Source organism: Mycobacterium sp. (assembly GCF_032162105.1).
GTDB lineage: Bacteria > Actinomycetota > Actinomycetes > Mycobacteriales > Mycobacteriaceae > Mycobacterium.
This window is the reverse complement of record NZ_JAVRPS010000238.1, coordinates 1-6,433: the sequence shown is the minus strand read 5'-3', so window position 1 is coordinate 6,433 and position 6,433 is coordinate 1. Positions and strand designations below refer to the sequence as shown.

The window sequence follows — 6,433 nt, the reverse complement described above, 5'->3', positions numbered from 1 at the left end:
GGGATCAACGTCGTCGATCTCGGTTTGGTCTACGGGCTGAACATCGAGAAGGGCGAGACCGGTGACATCGCGCTGATCGACATGACGCTGACCTCGGCGGCCTGCCCGCTGACCGACGTCATCGAGGACCAGTCGCGGACGGCCCTGGTCGGCGCCGGTCTGGTCACCGATATCAAGATCAACTGGGTGTGGAACCCGCCGTGGGGCCCCGACAAGATCACCGAGGACGGCCGCGAGCAACTGCGGGCACTGGGCTTCACCGTCTAGCGGTCGGCGCTACCGTCGAGATTGCACCCACGGCGGTAGATTCCGCGGCGCGCGATCACGACCCTGAGGGCAATCTCGACTGCGCGCCGGATCGATCGAGCACAATCAAGCCGTGGTCACGATTCCGGCCTTCGTGTGGCGAGGCGGTCACCTTCGTCGGGCGCTGCTGATCGGCGGTACCGTCGGCCTCTGCCTCGGCATCTTGGCCTGGCTCGATTCGGGGATGCTCCTTGGCGGCGTCGTCGTGTTCGTCATCCTTGGCACCTTGTTCGGCATCTGGATGCCTCGTCGGATGGCGAGACATTGGCCGGCCGCGAAGCAACTGCGCGGCGCGGACCGGGTGGCCGCCGTGCGTGCCGCCCGCCGTGGCGAGCGGATCGCCGACGTCGGCCTTGCGCAGGCGGTCATCGACTACACCAACGGCCTGCACGCGGCCGCGGAAGGGGCTCACCGGTTTCGGTGGTTGCTCTGGCTAGTCCTGATCGTCGCCTTGGGCTCGGCGGTGTGGGACACCGTGTTCGGCTCTTGGGGCAACGCCGTCGCATCGGGCATCTATCTGGTGGCGCTCCTGGTCGAGTTGTTCTGGTGGCCGAAGCGACAGGACCGGCTGCTGACCAATGCGGATCGTGCGGCAGCCATCGCAGCGCACATTCTGGATCGGCACCAGGCCATCGAGGCCGACAATCCGTAGCCTGGTTTGGTTTGAAACGACCGTGGAGGAGCCATGGAATACGTTGCGACCCGTCGACAGGTGCGCGGCATCGCCGAGAGCCTGATCGCCGGTCCGCAGTACCGTGCCGCGGGCACCATCCGTCTCGCGGTGCGGCCGGATGGCTTCGTCGGCGTGTCACTTCCGCTCGCCGTGCACGGAACCGACTTCACGTGGCAGGACGGCAGTGCGCCGCTGGCCGGTAGCCCCGGCGCACTCGCAGCAGCCGCGGGTGTCGACTACGGGCCGCCGGAGGGCACCTACGAGATCGTCGACCCATTGGCCGCCGACGCCGTGCTCGACATCGATCCTGCCGCCGCCGAGCTGATCCATCGCAGTCTGTACGCGGGTGGGTACGCCCTGAAGCAGGTTCTGCCGGAATCGCATCCGGTGCTGTGGCCGGAGCACTTCGACGTCGCGGTCACCGACGACGAGGTCAACTACGGGGTATCCGCAGGCGACTCCTACCACGACACCCCATACGCCTACGTCGGGCCGTGGACGGCCCGCACCGGACCGTTCTGGAATGCGCCGTTCGGCGCGCTACTGCCGCTGGATCCGGCCCACGACGTCGACCAGATCGCCGCCGACGTCATCGCCTTCTACCAAAAGGCGGTCGAGAACCTCGGCTGAACGCCGCGGAATCGAACCCTGCGGGAAGGCGTTAGACCAATTCGTGGCCTACGACGAACGCGTGACCGAACTGTTCGAGCCCTTGACGGTGCGGTCCTTGACGATCCGCAACCGCTTCGCGATGGCGCCGATGACGCGCCGCGCCTCGCCCGGCGGGATACCGGGCGCCGACGTCGCCGAGTACTACGCGCGCCGCGCCGCGGGCGGCGTCGGGCTGATCGTCACCGAGGGGATCAGGTTGGCGCAGCCCGAAGCCGGCTGGCCGGCCAGCATCCCCACCATGGCCGGCGACGACGTGCTGGCCGGGTGGCGCGCAGTGACCGCAGGCGTGCACCGGCACGGCGGCGCGATCGCCGCGCAGTTGTGGCATCAGGGCGCCCAACGTGGGGATGCCGACGGGGTCAGCCCCGTGAGCCCGTCTGGGGTGAACAGCGCGGGCCAGCCCAGCGGGCGGGCGCTGCGCACCGATGAGCTGGCTGGTGTGGCCGACGCGTACGCCCAGGCCGCTCGCAACGCCCGCGACGTCGGCTTCGACGCCGTCGAACTGCACGGCGCACACGGGTACCTGCTCGACGAATTCCTTTGGGCGAAGACGAATTTGCGCACCGACGGGTACGGCGGCGAGCTTGCCGGCCGCACCCGGTTCCCTGCCGAGGTGATCGCCGCCGTGCGCGCCGCCATCGGGCCGGATTACCCGATCATCTTCCGGTTCTCACAGTGGAAGCAGACCGACTACACCGCGGCGATCGCAGGCGATCCCACCGAATTGCAGGAACTGCTGGCGCCGCTGGTGGACGCGGGCGTCGACGTCTTCCACCCGTCCACCCGCAGGCACTACAACCCGGCCTTCCCGGACGCCGACCCCGAACTCAGCCTGTCGGGGTGGACCAAGAAGGTCACCGGAGTACCGGTGATCGCGGTCGGCTCGGTGGGCCTTGAAACCGAGTTCACGCCGGGCCGGGCCGGCGGCCGCATCCCGCCTGCGCCGGTCGACCGACTGCTCGACCAGTACGGGTCCGGCGAGTTCGACGTCGCCGCCATCGGACGGGCATTGCTCGCCGACCCAACGTGGGTGAACAGGCTGCGCGATGATTCCCTCGATGGGTTCAATGGGTACGACGCCGAGACTGCGCTGGCCCGGTTGAGTTGACCACATGTTGGGAACAAGCAGGTTAACCGCAACGTTTGGAGAATAGTGAGCACGCAAGACATCACCGCCGAAAAGTTCAACGAGACCGTCACCGACAACGAGATCGTGTTGGTGGATTTCTGGGCGTCCTGGTGCGGGCCGTGTAAAGCGTTCGCGCCGACCTTCGCCGCGTCGTCGGAGAAACACCCCGACGTCGTGCACGCCAAGGTGGACACCGAGGCGGAACAGGGTCTCGCGGCGGCAGCCGAGATTCAGGCGATCCCGACGCTGATGGCGTTCAAGAAGGGCCATATGGTCTTCCGGCACTCCGGAATGCTGCCCGCCGACCAGCTCGAGGACGTCATCGACAAGATCAAGGAGTTCGACATCGACGCCGTGATCGCCGAGCAGGCAGGCGCCGAGCAGCAGTAACGCCGGCCGCACCCGCGGCACGCGATAGCGTGCATGGTCGTGAGCGAGCAGAACTCCCAGGATTCTCTAGTCCTCGTCGATTACCCGCGGCCGAACGTGGCGTTGGTCACGTTGAACCGTCCCGAGCGGATGAATTCGATGGCGTTCGACGTCATGGTGCCGCTGAAGAAGGTCCTCGACGAGCTGACCTACGACAACGACATCCGTGTGGTGGTGCTCACCGGTGCCGGACGTGGATTCTCGTCAGGGGCTGACCACAAGTCGGCCGGTTCGGTCCCGCACATCGACGGCCTGACCAGGCCCACGTTCGCGTTGCGGTCGATGGAGGTGCTCGACGACGTGATCCTGTCGTTGCGCAAGATGCACCAGCCCGTCATCGCCGCCGTGAACGGAGCGGCCATCGGCGGCGGGTTGTGCCTGGCCCTGGCCGCGGACATCCGCATCGCGGCGGCGGGTGCGTACTTCCGGGCGGCGGGCATCAACAACGGGCTGACGGCCAGCGAGCTCGGCCTGTCCTATCTGCTGCCAAAGGCGATCGGGACGTCGCGGGCCTTCGAGGTGATGCTGACGGGCCGCGACATCGACGCGCAGGAGGCCGAGCGGATCGGTCTGGTGTCGCGCACGGTGCCCGACGAGGAACTGCTCGACACCTGTTACCAGGTGGCCGAGGGGATCGCGAAGTTCTCGCGGCCGGGTATCGAGTTGACCAAGCGCACGCTATGGAGTGGACTGGACGCCGGTAGCCTGGAGGCCCATATGCAGGCAGAGGGCCTGGGTCAGCTCTTCGTGCGCCTACTCACCGCCAACTTCGAGGAAGCGGTTGCCGCGCGCGCCGAGAAGCGGCCCGCGGTCTTCACCGACGACAAGTAAATCGACCAACAAGAAACCAACGAGGGAGAAGCAGCGTGATCACCGCAACGGACCTGGAGGTCCGCGCCGGCGCGCGCACGCTGCTGTCCGTTGAGGGCGCCGCACTGCGGATCCAGCCCGGTGACCGGATCGGCCTGGTGGGGCGCAACGGTGCTGGCAAGACCACCACCATGCGGATCCTCGCGGGCGAGGGTGAGCCCTACGCAGGCACCATCGAGCGGACGGGCGAGATCGGCTACCTGCCACAGGATCCCAGAGAGGGTGACCTCGACATGCTGGCCCGGGATCGGGTGCTCTCGGCCCGCGGGCTCGACACGCTGCTTGCAGACCTGGAGAAGCAGCAGGCGATCATGGCCGAGGTGGCCGACGATGCCGCCCGCGACAAGGCCGTCCGCCGTTACGGTGAGCTCGAGGAGCGGTTCTCTGCGCTCGGCGGGTACGCCGCGGAGAGCGAGGCTGGCCGGATCTGCGCGAGTCTCGGTCTGCCGGAACGGGTTCTGACGCAGCCCCTGCGGACGCTGTCGGGCGGCCAGCGACGCCGGGTTGAACTGAGCCGCATCCTGTTCGCTGCCTCCGACACCGGCTCGGGATCGGACACCACGCTCCTGCTCGACGAGCCGACCAACCACCTCGACGCGGACTCCATCGGTTGGCTGCGCAGCTTCCTGCAGAATCACACCGGTGGTCTGGTAGTCATCAGCCACAACGTCGAACTGCTCGCCGACGTGGTGAATCGGGTGTGGTTCCTCGACGCCGTGCGTGGTGAGGCCGACGTGTACAACATGGGCTGGCAGAAGTACCTCGACGCCCGTGCCACTGACGAACAGCGTCGGCGCCGCGAGCGTGCCAACGCCGAGAAGAAGGCCTCCGCTCTGCGCACGCAGGCGGCCAAGATGGGCGCGAAGGCAACCAAAGCCGTTGCGGCACAGAACATGCTGCGGCGCGCCGAGCGGATGATCGCTGAACTCGACGATGAACGGGTGGCCGACAAGGTCGCCAAGATCAGGTTTCCCACCCCCGCGGTGTGCGGTCGCACCCCACTTGTGGGCAAGGGGCTCACCAAGACCTACGGTTCGCTAGAGATCTTCACCGGCGTCGACCTGGCCATCGACAAGGGGTCGCGCGTCGTCGTACTCGGCCTCAACGGTGCGGGCAAGACCACGCTGTTGCGCATCCTCGCGGGCGTCGAGGTGGCCGACGCAGGAGCGATCGAGCCCGGCCATGGGCTGAAGCTCGGCTACTTCGCGCAGGAGCACGACACCATCGACGGAATGGCCTCGGTGTGGGAGAACATCCGGCACGCCGCACCGGACACCGGGGAACAGGATCTGCGCAGCCTGCTGGGGGCCTTCATGTTCACCGGCCCACAGCTCGATCAGCCTGCGGGCACGCTGTCCGGTGGTGAGAAGACCCGGCTGGCGCTGGCCGGTCTGGTGGCGTCGACGGCGAACGTGCTGCTGCTCGACGAGCCCACCAACAACCTGGACCCCGCGTCCCGTGAGCAGGTTCTCGATGCGCTGCGCAGCTACCACGGCGCGGTGGTGTTGGTGACCCACGACCCTGGCGCCGCCGAGGCGCTGGATCCGCAGCGCGTCGTGCTGCTTCCCGATGGCACAGAGGACTACTGGTCCGACGAATACCGCGACCTCATCGAATTGGCCTGACGCCGCACCAACCTCGGCGCCGCCTGCGAATTCGCTTCACCCGGATTGAACGAATCCCAACCTGGGTAATTGACGGTTGTACTGGTTACACGTCGGGAAGCGGAAAGTGGGGAGATGCTCAATGCAGGATTTGAACAAATCTCGGGATCAGATGCTCACCGAATTGCGCAGCGCGTATGAAAGCGGCGCCAGTATCAGGTCGTTGGTGGCGACGACGGGACGTTCATACGGCTCCGTGCACAGCATGCTGCGCGAGTCGGGTACCACCATGCGCAGCCGCGGCGGGCCCAATCACCGCAACCGGCGCTAGCTACTGCTGGCGCACCGACGCCTCGACGAGGTCGAGTACGGCACTGAGGTTTTCGGGGTCGTCACCGGATGCCAGCCGAGCCACCAAGCCGTCCAAGACGAGATCCAGATAGGTCTGCAGGACCGCGCCGGGAACGTCCTCTCGTAGTCGACCGGCCTGCTTCTGCTGGCGGAGGCGCTCGGTGGTGGCTGCCGACAACTCGGCCGATCGCTCGGACCAACCGCGGTGAAACGCCGGGTCGTTGCGGAGTTTGCGCGCGATCTCCAGCCGGGTGGCCAGCCAGTCGTGCTGATCGGGCGCGGCCAGCAGGTCCCGCATCACCTGGATCAGGCCTTCGCGCGACGCCACGTCGGCCATCCGCTCGTCGTCCTCGTGGGCCAGCTCGAAGAACAGGGTGTCCTTGTCCTTGAAGTGGTGAA

9 protein-coding genes are annotated in these 6,433 nt (G+C 67.1%); 8 read left to right on the top strand and 1 reads right to left on the bottom strand.

Annotated elements, in window-relative coordinates; translation table 11 throughout:
* The 8 genes from QOC69_RS11950 to QOC69_RS11915 all read left to right on the top strand — a co-directional run.
* Nucleotides 1–267, top strand: a 267-nt coding sequence (locus QOC69_RS11950; RefSeq protein ID WP_526439641.1) for a metal-sulfur cluster assembly factor, incomplete at its 5' end; no start/stop codon positions are given.
* Between the two features lie 112 nt (nt 268–379).
* Nucleotides 380–958: a hypothetical protein gene (locus tag QOC69_RS11945; RefSeq protein ID WP_526439639.1), complete on the top strand. Its 579-nt coding sequence runs from the start codon at nt 380–382 to the stop codon at nt 956–958.
* Nucleotides 959–991: 33 nt separating this feature from the next.
* Nucleotides 992–1,609 carry a hypothetical protein gene (locus QOC69_RS11940; protein WP_526439637.1) on the top strand — a complete coding sequence of 206 codons (618 nt, stop codon included), beginning with the start codon at nt 992–994 and terminating at the stop codon, nt 1,607–1,609.
* 61 nt (nt 1,610–1,670) lie between these two features.
* Nucleotides 1,671–2,759 carry an NADH:flavin oxidoreductase gene (locus QOC69_RS11935; RefSeq protein WP_526439635.1) on the top strand — a complete coding sequence of 363 codons (1,089 nt, stop codon included), beginning with the start codon at nt 1,671–1,673 and terminating at the stop codon, nt 2,757–2,759.
* Nucleotides 2,760–2,804: 45 nt separating this feature from the next.
* On the top strand, nt 2,805–3,170 hold the full coding sequence (trxA, locus tag QOC69_RS11930) for a thioredoxin (RefSeq protein ID WP_526439633.1): 366 nt from the start codon (nt 2,805–2,807) through the stop codon (nt 3,168–3,170).
* A gap of 33 nt (nt 3,171–3,203) precedes the next feature.
* A complete protein-coding gene (locus QOC69_RS11925; RefSeq protein WP_526439631.1) occupies nt 3,204–4,040 on the top strand; it encodes an enoyl-CoA hydratase in 837 nt (278 codons plus the stop codon).
* Between the two features lie 35 nt (nt 4,041–4,075).
* Nucleotides 4,076–5,704 (top strand): ABC-F family ATP-binding cassette domain-containing protein, encoded by a 1,629-nt coding sequence (locus QOC69_RS11920; protein WP_526439629.1) that lies wholly within the window; start codon nt 4,076–4,078, stop codon nt 5,702–5,704.
* A gap of 121 nt (nt 5,705–5,825) precedes the next feature.
* Nucleotides 5,826–6,014 (top strand): helix-turn-helix domain-containing protein, encoded by a 189-nt coding sequence (locus tag QOC69_RS11915; protein WP_526439627.1) that lies wholly within the window; start codon nt 5,826–5,828, stop codon nt 6,012–6,014.
* Here the strand turns inward: QOC69_RS11915 and QOC69_RS11910 are convergent.
* Nucleotides 6,015–6,433: TetR family transcriptional regulator (locus tag QOC69_RS11910; RefSeq protein WP_526439625.1), on the bottom strand; the 419-nt coding region annotated here is incomplete at its 5' end.